Source organism: Snuella lapsa (assembly GCF_039539345.1).
GTDB classification, from domain to species: Bacteria; Bacteroidota; Bacteroidia; order Flavobacteriales; family Flavobacteriaceae; genus Snuella; species Snuella lapsa.
In genome coordinates this window covers 1-17,805 of record NZ_BAABCY010000032.1, presented here as the reverse complement: position 1 = coordinate 17,805, position 17,805 = coordinate 1, and the positions used below count along the sequence as shown (strand labels likewise).

At 35.4% G+C, this 17,805-nt stretch carries 7 protein-coding genes; all 7 read left to right on the top strand.

Annotated features, from left to right (window positions below):
* Positions 1–45 precede the first annotated feature (45 nt).
* The 7 genes from ABD792_RS05060 (at position 46) to ABD792_RS05030 (ending at position 17,222) form a co-directional block, all read left to right on the top strand.
* The gene (locus ABD792_RS05060) at positions 46–2,232 is read left to right on the top strand and encodes a glycoside hydrolase family 3 N-terminal domain-containing protein (RefSeq protein ID WP_345004735.1); all 2,187 of its coding nucleotides are present in this window, start codon (positions 46–48) and stop codon (positions 2,230–2,232) included.
* Between the two features lie 35 nt (positions 2,233–2,267).
* Positions 2,268–3,062: a T9SS type A sorting domain-containing protein gene (locus tag ABD792_RS05055; RefSeq protein WP_345004734.1), complete on the top strand. Its 795-nt coding sequence runs from the start codon at positions 2,268–2,270 to the stop codon at positions 3,060–3,062.
* Positions 3,063–3,080: 18 nt separating this feature from the next.
* Positions 3,081–5,309, top strand: a complete 2,229-nt coding sequence (locus ABD792_RS05050; RefSeq protein WP_345004733.1) for a LamG domain-containing protein — start codon at positions 3,081–3,083, stop codon at positions 5,307–5,309.
* Positions 5,310–5,622: 313 nt separating this feature from the next.
* Positions 5,623–7,686, top strand: a complete 2,064-nt coding sequence (locus ABD792_RS05045; RefSeq protein ID WP_345004732.1) for an MFS transporter — start codon at positions 5,623–5,625, stop codon at positions 7,684–7,686.
* A 2-nt stretch (positions 7,687–7,688) separates the two neighbouring features.
* Complete coding sequence (locus tag ABD792_RS05040) at positions 7,689–11,051, top strand: GH36-type glycosyl hydrolase domain-containing protein (protein WP_345004731.1); 3,363 nt, start codon at positions 7,689–7,691, stop codon at positions 11,049–11,051.
* Between the two features lie 19 nt (positions 11,052–11,070).
* Positions 11,071–14,124 (top strand): discoidin domain-containing protein, encoded by a 3,054-nt coding sequence (locus ABD792_RS05035; protein ID WP_345004730.1) that lies wholly within the window; start codon positions 11,071–11,073, stop codon positions 14,122–14,124.
* Positions 14,125–14,183: 59 nt separating this feature from the next.
* Positions 14,184–17,222, top strand: a complete 3,039-nt coding sequence (locus tag ABD792_RS05030; RefSeq protein ID WP_345004729.1) for a carbohydrate-binding protein — start codon at positions 14,184–14,186, stop codon at positions 17,220–17,222.
* The last annotated feature ends 583 nt before the right edge of the window (positions 17,223–17,805 follow it).

Here is a 17,805-nt window from a genome sequence, read left to right as displayed (position 1 = left end):
ATGGCAGCCAGAATAAGCATATACATAGTACTAATAATATTTTTAATGAACTGCAAGGACGAGATAAAGAAACCAGTATGGGTTCAGGTAGACATAGAGAAAAAGATAGATACTTTAATGTCTAAAATGACTTTGGAAGAAAAAATAGGACAAACCGTAATGTACTCAAGTGAAACGGATATTACAGGTCCTGTTTTAGATAAAGACTATTTAAATTACATAAGAAACGGTCAGGTAGGTGCTATTTTTAATGGAACAGGCGTAGCATTTACAAGAAAGCTTCAAAGAATAGCTGTAGAAGAAACGCGGTTAGGCATACCATTACTATTTGGATTTGATGTAATTCATGGTTATAAAACTATATTTCCTATTCCATTGGGAGAATCTTGTAGCTGGGATCTGGAATTGATGGAGAAAACGGCGCGCATAGCTGCTATAGAAGCCAGTGCAGTTGGATTACATTGGACTTTTGCGCCTATGGTCGACATTTCAAGAGACCCTAGGTGGGGGCGTATAGCAGAAGGCGCAGGCGAAGATGTGTACCTCGCAAGCCTTATTGCCAGGGCTAGAGTTCGTGGGTTTCAAGGTAATTTAAGTGATGATAATACCATTTTGGCATGTGCCAAACATTTTGCAGGCTATGGAGCTGTTCAGGCTGGGCGCGATTACCATACAGTAGACATGTCTGAAATACGATTGCGAAATACCCATTTGCCGCCTTTTAAAGCAGCTTTAGATGAAGGTGTGGCCACCTTTATGACGGCTTTTAATGAGTTAAATGGAGTGCCGGCCACAGGTAATAAATACCTCTTAAATGATATTTTAAAGAAAGAATGGGGGTTTAATGGGTTTGTAGTTACTGACTACACATCAATTAATGAAATGATAGCTCATGGCTATGCCAAAGATTTAAAGCATGCAGGAGAGTTGGCTATGAATGCTGGAGCGGATATGGATATGCAGGGTGGTGTCTATAAAAATTATATGATGCAGTCCATAGGGGAGGAAAAAATAGATATAGAACGTTTAGATGAAGCCGTAAGGGGCATATTAAGAATGAAGTTTCAATTGGGACTGTTTGACGACCCTTACAAATATTGTGACGAAAACAGGGAGAAAACACTGGTGCTTTCCCAAGAACATTTAGAGGTTGCCAAAGATGCTGCAATGAAATCTGTGGTATTGTTGAAGAATAAAAATAATGTACTTCCCTTAAAAACAACTCAAAAAATAGCACTCATAGGACCATTAGCAGACGATGAACATGATATTGTTGGGACTTGGGGAGCTCACGGGCATAGAGATGGACAAGCAGTGAGTGTTAAGGAAGGATTTGAAGCTAAAAAGGTAAACTTTAAATATGCAAAAGGCTGTGAGATTTCAGGAGGAAATAAAGATGGTTTTAAAGAAGCCATAGGAATAGCTAAACGGTCTGATGTGGTAGTTATGGTTATGGGAGAGTCCGAAGATATGAGTGGCGAGGCAGCCAGTAGAACTAATATTAAATTACCTGGACTGCAGCAAGAATTAATTGCTACAATAAAAGCAATAGGAAAACCGATAGTTTTAGTACTCTTTAATGGAAGGCCTTTAGACTTTTCTTGGGAAGATGAAAATGTACATGCTATTTTAGAAACTTGGCATTCAGGAACAAGCGGAGGGCATGCTATTACCGAAGTGCTTTTTGGTGCATACAACCCTTCTGGGAAATTAACAGTATCATTTCCTAGAAACGTAGGGCAAATACCAATTTTTTACAATCAAAAGAACACGGGTAGACCACTTTCTGCACAGAACCCAAATTTAGAATATGCTTCAAAATATTTAGATGTAGATAATAGTCCATTGTATTCTTTTGGTTATGGATTAAGTTATACCACATTTGAGTACAGCGATGCAAAACTTAGTTCAGACATACTTACCTCAACCACACCCATTACAGCTTCAGTAACGGTAACCAATACTGGCGATTATGATGGCGAAGAAGTGGTTCAATTATATGTAAGAGACCTTGTGGGGAGCATTACCAGACCTGTAAAAGAACTAAAAGGTTTTAAAAAGATATACCTCAAGAAAGGAGAAAGTAAAATGGTGGAGTTTGAAATAACAACAGACGATTTGAAATTCTACAATAACAAATCAGAATATATAAATGAAGAAGGCGAGTATGAACTTTTTATAGCAGGGAGTTCAAACCATGAATTCACCAATAAATTTCATTTAAAAAAATAATTAAAACTATTTAATAACTCTTAAAACTAAAAAGAATGAAAAAACAATTACTCATATTATTAGTATTTATAACATACAATGCATTTGCACAGTGTATAGACCCGGTAATAACAGACTTTGAATGTTCTGGCCCCTCACATGGATCTTATCCGGGCAACCTAACTACAGTTACAAATCCAAATAGTTCTGGTATTAACACAAGCGCCAATGTAGGAGAATATACTGATGATGGTACAAATGGTTGGGATGCATTAATCTTTGATTATGGAACAGCTATAGATTTAACCACCAACAATATTTTAAAGGTTAAACTGTATACACCAACTTCTATACAAATTTTAGCAAAAATTGAAGGTGGAACAGGGTCTGTTCATGAGATTTGGTCGCCTTTCAGTACAGATATAGGCCCTGTAAATACTTGGATAGAATTTGTATATGACTTCAGCGCATATAGTAATAATTCAACAGGAGGAGATGCTAATACTAAACTTGTATTATTTATTAATGGAGGACAAACTGGTGGTACACCTGCAGATGTTTATCACATTGATGACATTCAATGGACGTCTAATGTTTTGTCAATAGAAGAAGAGGCTATAAACGCTAACATTAGAGTTTATCCAAATCCAACTCAAGATATAATTAATATAGATTCAAAAGAAATAATTGACTCGTATGAAATAATGGAGGTTACTGGCAAAGTAGTATTGAAAGAAAAGCTTGAATCGTCTTTAAAGACAATTGACATATCTAATTTAAAACCAGGGCTTTACTTTTTTAGAATAAAGTCAGGAGATAAACAAAGTGCAGTTAAAGTATTAAAACAATAACATAATTTAAAAGTAACTATGAAAACGACTAAATTAAACAAAAGCATACAGGCTATATTTGTTATACTGTTTATGGTTAATTTATCTTGTACAGATGATGACTTAAAGCAGTTCGAAACCATAGCATATGTACCATGTGAAGAGTCTAATGCAGTAGCAAACCCTAATATTCTAAATGATTTTGAATGTCAGGCAAATGTTGACTTAGATGGTGTAGAGACTATTAGAAATCCATTTGAAATTCAAATTAACAAGAGCAGGTTTGTTGGAAAATACACCGATGGTATAGGCGCATGGGATAATATATTAATAGATTATGGTGCTCCAATAGACTTTACATCACATGCCGTTTTTAAGATTAAAGTAAAATCTGAAATAAGAGGCGTTTTAAAAATCAAATTAGAGGGAGGAACTTCCAATCCAATCGAGATAGATGCTGTTATGAATGCCTCACCAGATGTGCATAACAGCTGGACAGAATATACATTCGATTTTAGCAATCAGATTCTAGAAGATCATTCAAAAATGATATTGTTCTTTAATGCTGGAGTAGAAACAGACGGAACAGATGTCTATTATATTGATGATTTATTTTGGGATACCGCTATTAATCCATGTAAAAGTGTATCAGAAGATTTAAGTGTTTTAAATGATTTTGATTGCCAGCAAAACTATTTTATAGGAAACCCAGATGAAGTTACCGAACCTACGGCAACCCGTATTCTAAACCCAGAAATGAGTGGAATAAATACAAGTGATTTTGTTGGGAAATATATAGATGACGGTACTAACGCATGGGATAACCTATATATAGATTTAGGCGAAGAAATAGACCTATCCGTGAAAAATGTGCTAAGCATCAAAGTTCACTCCAGTAATGCTGTGCCATTATTAGCTAAATTAGAGGGCGGAACAGCTTCCGAGATATGGGCAAATATTGAAGTGCTTAATGAATGGGTAGAATACACCTTTAACTTTGCGAGTGCAGTTGGCAATGGCAATACCAAGATATTATTCTTTTTCAATGCGGGACAAACCAATGGAACAACAGAAGATATATATTATGTAGACGACATAAAATTCTTGGAAGACGCCTGTAATGGCGTAATGCCAAATTTGGATATAATAAACGATTTTGATTGTCAGCAAAACCAAAACGTTGCTGGGAATGTAGGAGCATCAATAGTAGATAATCCCAATAGTTCGGGCATAAATACAAGTGCAGCGGTATTAGAAATTACCGATAATGGTACTGATGCCTGGGATCATTTACTGTTCGATTTTGGAACACCAATAGACCTATCAACAAAGAATCAGTTGAATATTAAAATTCACTCTAGTAAAACAGTACCAATATTAGCAAAATTAGAAGGAGGCACATCAGCACCGGCGGAAATTTGGGGAGATATCGATACGGTTGGCGAATGGAAAGAATATACATTTAATTTTAGTTCACAAGTAGCCGAAAATCATCAAAAAATAGTATTATTTTTCAATGGTGGTCAAACAGACGGCACCTCTACAGATGTGTATTATGTTGATGACATAAAATTTACAGAGACAGTAATAATTCCACCAGCAACATTTTATATGCCTTTTGAAGGGAATTATACAGATGCAGTAAGTACTGCCGATGCCACTATAGTTGGTACACCTGGGTTTGCAGGTAGTGGAGCTTCTGGTATTGATGCTTACGAAGGTGCGGCAGACTCATATTTAACCTTCCCTATAACAGGGTTAACATCAGCAGAGTTTAGTGCCACTATGTGGTACAAATTAAACAGTGCACCGGATAGGGCAGCAATCTTGGTTATTGGTCCGGAAGACACTGGAAATGGAGGTTTTCCAGATGTTCAAAATTTAAGAACCAACGGATTTAGATTTTTTCGAGAAGTAAGTGATGACAATAATGCTGAACAGCGGTTTAAACTGAATGCCGGAAATGGTACAGGAGATACCTGGATAGACGGCGGGGTAAATGCAGATATTCCAGTAACTGGAGAATGGGTTCATTTGGCTATTACAATATCGTCTTCAGCAGCATCTGTATACATCAATGGTAGTTTGGCACATCAATCCGGTTTTGATGGCATAGACTGGACTGGATGTGATATTGTTTCCATTATGTCCGGAGCTCCGAGATTTACAGAATGGGGGCACTTTTCAGACCATAGCCAATTGGACGAGCTTAAGTTTTTTGATGTAGCATTAAGCCTAGAACAAATACAGGCTATTATGAATCAATAAAATAATTTGAAAATCAAAAACAAAATTTATTTGGGTTAGTTAGTTTTAGTTGAAGGTAAGAAGGGGCTATCACGATAAATAAGCCCCTTTCTTATACCTGACCTGTCTGGAAATTTATGTCTTGAAAATACCTTAACAAAATCTATATGTTTTTAATTATTGTTAATAGCAAGATTGATTTTTTTACCAACCCAAAACAACTATACATAAAGCTTATACTGATTCCAGGTTCAGTATAATTATTAGTTAAAGAAAGGGGAAGATATCCTGAATCTTCCCTTTTATTTTATAACCAAAGAATACATAAAATTTGATGGAGAAGACTCAAAATACACCAAAGAAAAAAGTTCTAGGGAAAGGAGACCGTGTACCATTTATGCAGTTGTTAGCGTATGGTTTTGGAGGTGTTATTCCTATAGCACTTTTCAATATTGCCGGGCAATTAATGGGTTTAATTGGAAATATAAGCCTTGGCTTAAGTGCTTTATGGTTGGGTGTTATTTTGATTATTCCACGTTTATGGGATGCCGTTTCAGACCCCATTGTGGGGCACTATTCAGATAATTTTAGAAGCCGTTGGGGCAGGCGAAGACCATTTCTATTGATAGGAGGTATAGCAGTGGCCATTAGTTTTGTGTTAATGTGGTGGATTCCAGATGGGCAATGGGCACACAGCCTGTTTCCAACAGAATCAGCATTTCAGTGGTTTCAGTTATGTTATATACTGTTTTGGTTGCTTATTTTTTTTACGGCTTGTACTGTTTTTGAAATTCCTCATGGTGCTTTAGGTATGGAAATGACTACCGATATCCATGAGCGTACACGGTTATTTAGCGCGAAAAGCTTTTTAGGCAACTTGTTTGCCATGAGTACCCCTTGGTTGTTTGCTTTAGCCAATATGGAGTATTTTAAAGGGACAGGAGGTAACGAAGCGGATGGGATGAAATATGTCTCTATGTTAATTGCCATAATTTTAATTCCGCTTTCCTTTTGGTGGTTTTTTACTGTAAAAGAACCAGGGTTTAAAAAAGTATCAAAACAAAAAAAAACAGCTTTTTGGAAAGATGTTAGGCACACCTTTAAAAACAAGACGTTCTTAAGGTTGGTTATTATCATTTTTACACTGGCCATGGGTTTTAATTTTGTAAACCTGTTAGGGTATTATATTCCCATATACTATATTTTTGAAGGCGATAAAGAAGCAGCTTCAACCTTATTGGGTATCAATGGTACAATCTGGGCTGTTGCCGGGCTTTTGGCGGTATTTCCACTAAACTGGATAAGTCCCAAAATAGGCAAGCGTAAAACTTTATTGATAGCCATTGGTTTAATGTGTTTGGCACAACTATCAAAAATAGTATGCTATAATCAAGACTATCCTTTTCTTATTATTATTCCGACTATACTCCTTTCCTCAGGCATGCTTTTTTTCTTCACCTTGGGTTCATCTATGGTGGGTGATATCTGTGATGAAGATGACTTAAAAACAGGACGCCGTTCAGAAGGAAGCTATTATTCCATTTTTTGGTGGTTTATAAAAATGGGGACTGCTTTGGCTAGTTTTGTAGCAGGTTTATTGATTGTATTTACACAATTTGACGAAACACAGGTTACAAAAACAGATGACTTAAAAGGAGCAGTAAATGAGCTTATAAATAAAAGTGAAAGTAAAAAAGATTATCAAACCTTACCACTTAGCGAATTATTTAATGAAGCTAAAAGCGTTAACCATGAAGGCTATAAAGAGGCTAAAGATTATTTAAAAAACTTAAAAAATAAATCATCAGAACTCACAGGGAAAGAAAGTAAACAAATAACACAAATACTTCAACAAAAATATGAGAGCCTTAAAGATACCCGTTTAAAAGTAGAGTTTATTAAATCAAACCTTTATAAAGAACAACAAGCATTACAAAAGCTGGATTCAAATACTAATATAGACTTACTAAAAGAAGTTATACACAGAAACTTTATGTTACGCTTAGAGTTAGGGTTGGAAAAAGTAAGGAGTAATGTTTCATTGCTTTTATTCCATTTACAGGCAGAGGCCATAAAACATAAAGAAAAGAGTAAGGCACATTACAGAGTATTGTCAGAGAACTTAAATGACATAGAAGAACAATTAGAAGCTTTAGAAATTAACTCTGAAGTTAATAAACTTGAAAAAAAGCTTAAGGCATTAAAAGAGCAAATGAAGTTGTTTGATAAGCAGGCACCCTATACCCTGTTTATGATGCGTGCTGTAGAAATAGGTTTGCCTTTGCTTTTATGTATGGTATCTATTGTGTTTACGCTACGGTATACTTTAACAGAAAAGCGTTTGTATGAAATAAAAAGAGCACTTGAAAAAAGAAATAAACAGATAACAGATAAATAATTATGAACATCAACACCCCATTAAACATAAAAAACCAACAAAGTTTAATGTTCCATTTTTTGGATAATGGATTGATTAAATGCATCGATGCAAATTCTATTAGAATAAGTTTAAAACCAGCATCATTGTTTTCAAAAGCAGGAGCAAATCTGTATTTAAGAAAAAAAGAAGCTAAAGGCTATATATATACTGCACTGTTAGGGCCGGCAAGCAACAGTACTTTTGGTGTAGAAAATAATCAATTTTTTGCAGAAGGCTGTTGGGAAGGCATACATTACAAATGCGTATTGCAACTGTTACAACAAAGTACAAGTTGGCAATGGAGTGTGGAAACCCAGAATACTACAGATAAGAAAGTAAAATTAGATATCATTTACGTACAAGATGTAGGACTAAAACCAATATCTGATGCTTTGGTCAACGAGTACTATGTAAGCCAGTATTTAGAACGCCGTATTCTTAAGGATGTCCAATACGGTCATGTAGTTTGTTGCCGTCAAAATTTTAAGGACGGTACAGAAACCCCATGGTTGCAATTAATCTGTAAAAACAAGGCCGTTTCGGCAAGTACAGATGGTATCCAGTTTTATGGAAAATCGTTCAGGGAAACTGGTGTACCAGAAGGATTGCTTCAAAATGAACTGGGAGGAGAATGCTCCGCAGAGCTTAGCATTGTAGCGATACAGGAAACACCTTTTATCTTGGCTCCTAATGCCAGTTATAGTAGTATTTTTATAGGAGCTTACACAAACAATCATCCTGAAGCCACCTCTGATAAAGATTTACAGAATATCCCACAATTGGTCGATGAATTTCAGGAAGTACTATTGGAAAAAACACCAGAAATTTTATTTAAGCCCCAAGCCAATAAATTCAACGCAGCGGTTTTTCTGCCTTCTGAAGATTTAAATACTAATGAAGTTAATCGGTATTTTGGTAGTGATAAACGCCATGTAGAAGAAAAAGACGAACAGTTGTTATCTTTTTTCAACAAAGAAAATAATCATGTTGTTTTAAAAGCCAAAGAATTGTTGGTAGACCGTCCGCACGGGCATATCATGCAGGCAAAAGCAGGATATACACCAGATGAAAATATTATGTCAACAACGGCTTATGCCTGTGGGATTTTTAATTCGCACATTACTCAGGGCAATACCAATTTCAACCGTTTTTTATCGTTAAGTACTAGCCAGTTTAATCTTGAAGCAGAAACAGGACAACGTATTTTTGTTAAAGTAGGTGGGCAATCTTATCTATTGGGGTTGCCATCGGCTTTTGAAATGGGGCTGAACCATTGCCGATGGATTTATAAGTTCCAAAACAGATGTTTTCAAATCAGAAGCTGGACTTCAAAAACTACTCCGCAGGTAAATATGGATTTTAAGGTATTGCAGGGCGAATCTATAGACCTGTTGGTAACCAACCATTTTGATGAAGCCCTTAACTGGAAAGTTACACAAAAAAACACTCATGAATTTATTGCTAAGCCTAAAGAAGATAGCTTGATGGCTGGAAAATTTTCCAATGCCCAATTTAGAATATGTGTACAAAGCGGAGGTGTAAATCATAAAGTACACGGCAATGAAATTCTTTATTTTGATAGGAACTCTCATGGCGGCTCCTTTTTAAATTTTGAAGTACAGAACGCCTTTAATTTCTGTATCAGTTTTTTAGGTGAAGTGGTAACACCTTCAAAATTTGTAAGATTTGAAAGTGCAGATAGACAATGGGCAACAGATTGTAACGATGCCCAAAACGATTGGCAAAACCTGTCTTCAAAATTATCCTTAAAAAGTAACCATGCTGATGTTTCTGTCATCCAGGATGTTTTGCCCTGGTATGGTGTAAATGCCCTGACCCATCTTTTAACACCTCACGGACTGGAACAGTTTGACGGAGCAGCTTGGGGCACTAGAGATACTACCCAAGGTCCTTTTGAATTGTTGTTGTGTACCGAAAAATTTGAAGAATCCAAAGAAATTTTACGTATCATATTCTCTCACCAAAGCACAGATGGTGGGTGGCCGCAGTGGTGGATGTTTGATAGTTATTCTGAAATCAGGGCAGGAGGCTCTCATGGCGATATACACCATTGGTGCATTATCGCTTTGGCAAACTATATAAAAGCTACAGGTGATGTTGGTTTTTTAAGTGAAATATTACCGTACTATTATGAAAAAGGTAGAGAAACAGCTGAAAAGACATCGTTGTTGGAGCACACCGAACGCTTGATAGATATGCTTATAGATTCTTTTATCCCTAATACCGCATTGGTGCCCTTTGGCGGTGGAGATTGGAACGATTCCATGCAACCGGCAAGTAAGGCTTTGGCAGAACGACTGGTGTCCAGTTGGACAGTCGCACTAAACTATCAGGCATTTACAGGTTTTCAAAAGGTATATGAATTATTAGGAGAAATCACTAAAGCAAATCGGTTAAAAAGTATTAGTCAACAAATAAAAGCAGATTTTAACAAGCACCTGATAAAGGATAACATTGTTGCCGGCCATGGATTGTTGGAAGCAGACAATAGCTTTAGTTTATTATTACACCCAACCGATACCAGAACCAATATTCAATACCGTTTGTTGCCCATGATTAGAGGGGTTATTAGTGGCATTTTTACCAAAGAGCAGGCAGAGTTTCATCAACAGTTAATAGAACAACACTTAAAAGGGCCTGATGGCGCACGCTTAATGAATCGTCCGCCCAAATACCACGGAGGGATCCAAACCATATTTCAACGTGCCGAGAGCAGTTGTTTTTTTGGTCGTGAAATAGGAATTATGTATATGCACGCCCATTTGCGTTATGCCGAAACACAAGCACGACTAGGTAATGCAGAAGCCTTTGTAAAAGCCTTGCGTCAAGCCAATCCCATAGCCTATAAGCAAGTGGTTGATTGTGGCGATGTACGTCAGGCAAACTGTTATTACAGTAGTTCTGATGTAACATTTGGTAACCGTTACGAAGCAGATGAACGTTATGAAGAATTAAAATCAGGAAAGATTACGCTAAAAGGGGGCTGGCGTATTTATTCAAGTGGCCCTGGCATTTATATGGGACTAGTAGTATGGCATTTACTAGGACTTCGTACTGAGTTTGGAAAAACTATTATAGACCCAGTCGTTCCAAAATCGTTAGATGGTTTATCGGCTTCCATCGAATATAAGGGATTTCCGTTAACCTTAAATTTTTCTGTTAACAAAGAAGAATATCATCCAAAAGCAATTGTTGCTAATGGTCAGTCTTTCAATTATAAATATGAAGACAACCCATACAGAAAAGGAGGGGCGGTGATAGATACACAGGAATTTTTGAACGTGTTAAACAAAAAATACAATCAAATCAACATACAATTATAACTAAAAAGTCATATAAAAGATGAAAATACAACAATACCATAAAGTACTGCTCATTATGTGCTTACAATGTTTCGTTTTGAATATAAATGCACAACAAGAAATACCACCTAAAAAAGAATGGACCATTACATCTTCTAAAATACAGGAAGACCGTTTTTTGGCAAAATATGCCATAGATGACAATTTAGAAACACGATGGAGCTCTGCATGGAATGATGATCATTGGCTGGAAATAGACACTGGATCTGCTTTTGAATGTTCGGGAATGCGTATCTATTGGCAAACAGCGCATGCCAAGGTATTTACCTTATACACTTCTTTGGATAAAAAAACATGGGACAAAGTATATCATACCAGTAATTGCGAAGGCGGCGTACAGGATATTTTTATAAGGTCACAACAAACTAGGTTTTTAAAAATAGAAATGCATACCAGAGCTACGGGCTGGGGCTATTCCATTTTAGATATCGATCTTAAAGGTACAAATGAAATGCCTGTTGCTAAAGAGAACGGAAAGGATGTAAAAAATACCATTAGTTTGCTGGATGGTGATGAAAATACCGCATGGACCTCTAAAAAAAAGAAAGAAACTGAATTGGTTTTAGACCTCAAGAATCAAACGGAGATAGGTGGTATTTATTTGAATTGGGGTGATAATTATGGACAGACCATTGATTATCTTACCTCTATAGATGGTAAAGAATGGCAAGAAGCAGTATCAATTACGGAAAGTTTGGGGCAGTTTGAGATTTTGAAACACGATAGAAGGTTTGTACGTTTTATCAAGCTAATAATAAAAGAACCTAATAAATGTAAATTTACCATTAAAGACATTACCCTTTATGGCCCCAACAAGCAAGTTTCAAAACTCAACAAGTACGAAATATTGGCACAAAAAATGCCCTTGGGACTCTACCCGCCCCAGCTTAGGAACATGCAGGTCTATTGGACACTTTTGGGAATACCAAATGATACAGAGGAATCTCTTTTTGATGAATATGGCAATGTAGAACCTGTTATTAGTGCCCCTATGTTGGCCCCTCTTTTAAAAGTAGATGGTAAACTGTTATCTGCATTCGATGCTATTGATATAAAGCAAGAATTAGTTGATGGTTATTTGCCGATACCTACAGTAATATGGGTGTTTAAAGATTTTGATTTGATTATTGAAGGATTGGCTTATGGACAACCTAACCGTGCGGTTAGTCAAGTTTCTTATAAAATAAGAAACAAATCTTCTAAAAGTATAGATGCCGATTTATTTTTTGTAATTCATCCATTGGAAATTAATCCAAAGTGGCAACATGGCGGGATTTCTAATATTAGCAAGCTAAATGTTGTAAATAATAGTACAACCGCAGAGATTAATGTAAACAATAAGACGTTATACGTTTTCAATAAACCAGCAGATAAGTTAGGAGTTACAACTTTTAATGATGGTCCGATTGTTCAGCAATTATATAAAAACAAGTTTCCCGAAAGCCAAACATTAGAAAGTAATGAAGGACTTCTGTCAGGAGCATTAAAGTATAGTATTTTTATTAAGGAAAACCAATCATCTTCGGTTAGTGTTGCTATCCCTTTGCATAATAATAAAGAAGATATCAATTTTTCAAATCCCTTCCAAAAAAATAAAGATACACAAGTAAAAAATTGGAAAGAAAAATTAGATAAGGTTGGTTTTTCACTAGGAAATAAAGAAGTAGAACAAACTCTAAAAGCACAAGTAGGATATATTTTATTAAATCAGGATGGTATAGTAATACAACCAGGATCACGTAATTATAACCGTACATGGATACGAGATGGTGCCATGACCTGTTCTGCCTTGTTGCGAATGGGCTTGTTTGATGAGTCTAAAGCTTATTTGGAATGGTATGCAAAAAGAGTAAAAGATAATGGGCATGTACCGCCTATTTTAATGAATACAGGAGAGCATTTTGGTGGTTTTGGATCTGATATTGAATGGGATGCCCAAGGCCAGTTTATTTATGGTATGATGGAGTATTATCGTTTTACCAAAGATAGGGACTTTCTTAACAGGTACTTCCCAACTATTAAAAAAGCGATGGTTTATATGACTGAACTCCGGGAACAAACTCTTAAAGATGGTTATATGAAGGAAAAAGAGGGTAATGAACGTTTTAGAGGAATCATTCCTGGCTCTATAAGTCATGAGGGTTACGATATACCGACCCATTCGTATTGGGATGATTTTTGGGCATTACGTGGATGGGTAGATGGGGTTTACGCCGCTAAAGAATTGAATAAATCTGATATAGTTGTATGGGGCGAAAAAGAACGTCAAAAACTAGCTAATAGCTTGAAAGAATCTATGAATCTGACTTCGAAATATTTCGACATCGATTACATTCCGGGATCGGCAGATTTGGGTGACTTTGATCCGACCTCAATTGCCATTGGTTTGTTTCCATGTGAAGCACTCTCTATTGTTCCGGAAGACTTGATTAAAAAAACCTTTCAATCGTATGTAGATACCGTAAAAGAGCGTATTTCAAACGGAAAAACCTATGCCTACACCCCTTATGAAAATAGAAATATTTTGGCATTGGCCAAATTGGGAATGCGAAAAGAGGCGCAACAAATTCATGATATTATTTTTAAAGACCGCAGACCGTCAGGATGGAAACATTGGGTAGAATTGGTACATAGTAGAGAACGGTTAGGTAGTTATATAGGTGATATGCCTCACACATGGGTAGGATCTGGCTATATGAATTCAGTAAGAGGTCTTGTTATTATGGAAAACGATGTTGAAAGACGTCTGGAATTACTTAATGGAGCACCTCTAAATTGGTTAGAAAATGATGGGATTGCGTTAACCAATTTACCCACTCATTTTGGAAATGCCAATATAAAGATGGTATTTAATAACAGACAATTAACCGTAAATATCAATGCTAAATTTAACGATTTAAAAGATATTAGGTTGTACTGGCCCTTAGATGTTAAGCCTAAAAGTGTTTTTGTTGATGGAGTAAAAGTTGATGTATTTCAAGAGGACTCAATAATATTGCCAATAAAGACAAGGAATGTAGTTGCAAGTTGGTAAGCTTTAACAAGGATTTGAATAGTTAAATCATCAATAATTATTAACTAAATAAATATAATATGAGAAAAATTATAAAATTTTTGTTGAAAAATTTGTTGCTTATTAGTGACTTGCAAAAAGCTATGTGCAATCTTGTAATTACTTTATTAATTACTTTTTACGCAAATGCACAAACTCCAGATCCAACAATTACAACATTGTTTGAAAATGCATATCATACTTGGGAGTTGGAACGAAATGCTGTGGGGATGTACCGAGATTCTAAATTATTTAGTGGAAGTGATTTTCATCCAGCCTCTGTTGCAAATGTAGGTGTAGGACTTGTAAGTTTATGTATTGCAGATGCCATGAATTGGGAAACAAACGCTGCGCAATTAGTATTGAAGACTTTAGAGAGTGTAAATGGCCATACAGCTGGTTTTACTCCAGATAGAAATGCTAGTGGATATTTTAGACATTTTATAGATATGGATACTGGAGCACAAGCCTGGTCTTCAGAATATAGTACTATTGACACAGATTTGTTAGCATTAGGCGCTATGTTTTGTAAAAATTATTTTTCAAACAATGCCCAAATAGTAGCTCAGGTTGATGAATTATGGAACTCTATCGACTTTACAAAAGCTATTGCCAACTCAAGTACTGGACAAATATATTTAACGATGCAAGAAAATGGAGAGGGTGGGACTGCATTGACTTCTGTTTATAATGAATATATGCTTGTAGCGTGGTGTGCTATAAATGATCCAAATAATGATACAACAGACGCGCAACAATTATGGGATAGCTTTTATGCAAATACTAATAATTTACCAAAAAGCACTTATGGGGGGCATACCGTACTTACAGACAGTAATTCTGGTGGCTTTTTGAGTTCCTTTATACATTTATTTAACTTTTATATGTGTAATTACTTCAAAAATTCAACGGACTATATGAACTATTTTGTAAACGCTTATAATGCAGACAAGCAATGGTGGGTGGATAATTCCAGTCCTTCTTATTCTTGGGGTCATGGAGCAGGAGTTGATTTAAATGGATATAAAGCTGATAAGATTAATGATAATGCAGATAAAATTGTATCCCCGCATATCATTGCTGGTTTCTTGCCTATTAATAATAATGGAAAGAATGATTTGTTAGCACAGTTTAATAACAATAAAGGTGTTTACTCATTACCGGATGACCCTAATAAAAAGATACTATGGAGGTATAGTCTCTCCAATACAAGTTGGGCAGGAAATTCAGTTCAAGGGATTGATTATTCTACCTTTTTGTATGGATTAGCAAGTTTGCCAGAATATTTGGGGCCTAATTTTTTTAATACTTATAATGTGATAAATACGGGGCCTATTTGTGAAAATAGATCAATTCCAGGATTGATTAGTGCTGAAGATTATTGTACTATGAATGGAGTTTCAGGAGTCCCGGTAGGGTTTATAGACCCTAATGATTGGATGAGGTATGAAGTAGATATTGCTACAGCAGACTTGTACAACATAGCAATAGAGTATTCTAGCCCAAATGGAGGTCAGTTCCAAATTAAAGAAGATGGAATTACAAAAACTACAGTCAACTTACCAGTTACAGGAGGTTGGGGTACTTATCAAACTTTAAACACTACAATCAACTTAACTGCAGGGGCGCATGAAATCGAAATATTTGCAGTAACTGGAGGATTTAATTTAAAGTCTTATAACTTCACTTTGCCGACTCCTAATGTAGCTCCAATAGCAAATGCAGGAAGTGATCAAGTAGTTACAGATACAGATAACAACAAAAGTGAACAAGTAACATTAAATGGAGCTTTGAGCACAGATTCTGATGGAACCATTTCAAGTTACGATTGGAGTATTCCTGGTCAAGCAAATGTAACTGGTGTAAGTCCGTCTGTATCCTTACCTATAGGAAAGCATACTATTACCTTAACAGTTACAGATAACGATGGGGCAACACATACAGATGATGTAATAATTAATGTAGTAAATATTCCGGGGGTTATTCAAGCAGAAAATTGGGATAGGATGTCTGGAATAGAAGGTTCTCCAGTTGGTTTTATAGATGCTGGTGATTGGTTAGAGTATGACATAAATGTAAATGATTCAGGAACCTATAACGTGGCAGTTCATCTTGCCAGTCCAGACGGAGGGGACCAATTTCAGATTAAAGTAGATGGGGTTGTAAAAACTACAGTAAATGTTTCTAGTACTGGAGGATGGTCAACTTATCAAACACAAAGCGCAACCATTGATTTGGATGCAGGAACACATGTACTACAAATTTATGCTGTAACTGGAGGATATAATCTAGATTGGTTTGATTTTTCTTTATCACAATGGACTGAAATTAGCTATAGTGATTTTGAAAATGGATGGGGTATATGGACAGATGGAGGTGATGATTGTACTCTTTATAATTCTGGTACATTTGCGCATCAAGGAAATTCTGCTGCCAATATTCAAGACAATTCGGGAGTGACATCGTCATTCTATCATACAAATGGAATTGATGTGTCAAGTTATCAAAAAATAAAAATTGAATTTTGGTTCAGAGCAGTTAGTATGGAAAATGGAGAAGATTTTTTTGTAGAATACTTTGACGGGACTTCATGGAATATTATACAAACTTTAAAGAAAGGTACCGATTTTGAAAATAATACGTTTCTTTCAAAAAGTGTAGAAATTTCAAAAACTAATTTTACTTTCCCAAATAATGCAAAAATTAGATTTAGATGTGACGCAAGCGGGAATAAAGATGATATTTATATAGATGAAATTAGAATTTCAGTTAATGCATTAACAAGCAGCAAGTCTGAACAAACAAAAAGTTTAAGTACTGTAATTGATGAGGTACAAAAGGTTGTTGTTCAAGTTTATCCAAACCCAGTAAAACATGGTCATCTAATCAATATAAAATCATCTCAATTTCAAGGTAAGACTTTAATTGAAGTGTATGATACCTCAGGGCGTTTTATCTTTAAAAATAGTTATAAAGGAAGCAACATAGAAATAGGAACCAATAATTTAAAAAGAGGTAATTATATAATTAAAATTGTAAACAAAGATTCGGTTATCGTTAAAAAAATATACGTTAAATAATTTGACCTTACTATATTGAGATATGTATTGCTATTATTTAATAGAATTCGTTATTTTAAAAATGCAGTAAACACATCTCGATAGTAATCGGACGAGTACTATGGTTTAATTATTGATATCGAGTATGAAATCAACTGCTATCTGATAGAAATTTTGAAATTGGTTATCCTTTTGTAGTTTCTTGGCTATAAGTTTTGTATAAATATAATATGTTTAGGTCAATATTTATTCTCTTGAGATTGATTACGTTATAAGGGAAGAATCTAAATTAAAGTGATAAGTAATAAATTTTGTACCTTTATAACATCAAAGAAGACCAAATTATATCTTCGAAGTTCTTTTTATGGTTTGAGTGTGCAATTAGGTGTGCATGAAAACATGAAAATCACAGAAAGACAGTAATAATAGATGGTTGGAGAGGTTTAAATTAATCCTGCCACCCCGAACAAAAATAAATACCAATAGAATTAAAACCTTGTAAATGATATAATTTACAAGGTTTTTTTGCTTTTGTTTATTGGTTTCAAATTAGGGTCTAAAACCCTGCAATTTCATTGCAGCACTTTAGTTATATTAAAAATTA

Coding starts and splice junctions, on each gene's coding strand:
- ABD792_RS05060 (WP_345004735.1), top strand. CDS start 46: ATGAACTGCAAGGACGAGATAAAGAAACCAGTATGGGTTCAGGTAGAC.
- ABD792_RS05055 (WP_345004734.1), top strand. CDS start 2,268: ATGAAAAAACAATTACTCATATTATTAGTATTTATAACATACAATGCA.
- ABD792_RS05050 (WP_345004733.1), top strand. CDS start 3,081: ATGAAAACGACTAAATTAAACAAAAGCATACAGGCTATATTTGTTATA.
- ABD792_RS05045 (WP_345004732.1), top strand. CDS start 5,623: ATGGAGAAGACTCAAAATACACCAAAGAAAAAAGTTCTAGGGAAAGGA.
- ABD792_RS05040 (WP_345004731.1), top strand. CDS start 7,689: ATGAACATCAACACCCCATTAAACATAAAAAACCAACAAAGTTTAATG.
- ABD792_RS05035 (WP_345004730.1), top strand. CDS start 11,071: ATGAAAATACAACAATACCATAAAGTACTGCTCATTATGTGCTTACAA.
- ABD792_RS05030 (WP_345004729.1), top strand. CDS start 14,184: ATGAGAAAAATTATAAAATTTTTGTTGAAAAATTTGTTGCTTATTAGT.